The 1,477-nt window shown below is 49.8% G+C and carries 2 protein-coding genes; both read right to left on the bottom strand.

What is annotated here, in order from left to right; genetic code table 11:
- Nucleotides 1–505: 505 nt before the first annotated feature.
- Entirely contained in the window at nt 506–994 is a 489-nt protein-coding gene (locus LWH94_RS19115) for a hypothetical protein (protein ID WP_138435700.1), read from the bottom strand.
- Nucleotides 995–1,365: 371 nt separating this feature from the next.
- On the bottom strand, nt 1,366–1,477 hold a 112-nt coding region (locus LWH94_RS19110; protein WP_232903219.1), incomplete at its 5' end, for a transposase domain-containing protein.

The raw sequence follows: 1,477 nt of genomic DNA, 5'->3' as shown, positions 1-1,477 counted from the left end.
CTGTAAGTGCCTGACAGCTCGACGAGACTAGCGAAGCAGGCGTTCTCGCTCATGGGTTTAGGTTGGCCGCTGGTGCGGCCAAAAAATCACTATTGTCTGTTGATTCCGAGAAGGCTCATATGTGTTAGAGCAGTAGCCGATGATAATCTATGGTTCTTAATAAAAATAAATTAACTATTTCAAGGCTATAACTGCCACATAGAGCGAAGCAATGGCAATGCCTGTGCCCCATAACCATTGCCAGTTCCGTGAGTAAAAGCCCACAACGGCGCGAGCAATCTTGGCTGACCAATGGTACTCGGTATAAACCATTGGAAAAATAACTGCCGAACTCTGAGGATCGTTCTCGAATTCTTGGATTACTGTTCGGCCCTCATACCAGCGCTTTATCGCCCTGAGCATATTCCCCCCTCATTGCTCTAACGCATAGCTAAGCGGCGGCTGAAAGCCGTCCGGTGGACGGCCGACAGGCCGGGAACGAACTTAAGCGACTTGTTAAAAGGCATCAGGCCCGCCCCCTAAGTTTCTGGAATAGGTTCAGCCAAAAAGACGAGTTGGTCACAAGCCATAACCCAACGGCAAGCTGAAACGCCAGCCCCACCGTCCAAAGCAAACTGGAAACTGAGATGTCTGCTGTATTTGGGATAAACCCCAGGGAACGCGGTAGGTAAACGATTGCATCAACAACGAAGTACAAGCCAGCCAGTTGAAAAAGCGCCTTTTGAGAATCATTACTTAAGGAGCTTTCTGAATCCGTCTGGGCGCGTGAAAGAACGGATTTCGCCGCTTTGTTGATTAAAAATACGGCAACAATACCGATGAGAAGGAAAGATCCAATAAGGCCGATGTAAGCGACTAGCGGCATCTCTTTCTGCTGATACTGCTCGATGCTCGAGTAAGCCAGAAAAAGACTCGGCAAATTTAAGACAACCTCAATCAGCAGCCAGATCGAAATAACCCTTAGCGCGATTGCTGTGACTTGCTGTGAATTCATGCTTTACCTTTTAACGCTTGAATGAGTTGTTAGGCGGCACTTGCGCACTACTTAAGCTTTGATTGCAGGCGCTCGGCACGCTTAGTCAATGATTCCACGACGGACCTGCTTGGCTGGACTGGATCAAATGTTGTCTGCCAATCTTGAATCAGCGAAAGCGCGTCTTCATAGGCTTTGCGGCGCTCAAGCAAAAGACTCAAGCGATCTACGGGAGCGTGTAACCGGCGGTGCGCTGACGCGTATGGATCCGCCGTGGTGAAGGAACGAATAGCTGCAATGACTTGAGTCAAAGCCTGAATCGCAGCGTCAGTGTCTCCGTCCTGCTCAAGTTTAAGCGCAGCAGTTACTTGCTCATCGTAAGCGTCCGCCCATCACACCTTGTCAGGTGTAGCCGGCTTCCAGTTGTGGGGCAACAGTTCGTCGATGGTGTTGTTTTTCTGAGTCGGCAAGCGGGTCAGCACATCCTTCAGATAGGCATAGGGA

The sequence above is a fragment of the Marinobacter sp. G11 genome (genome assembly GCF_021282325.1).
Classification (GTDB): domain Bacteria; phylum Pseudomonadota; class Gammaproteobacteria; order Pseudomonadales; family Oleiphilaceae; genus Marinobacter; species Marinobacter vinifirmus.
Note: the sequence above shows the minus strand (reverse complement) of the source record. Positions and strands in the feature narration are given on the sequence as shown.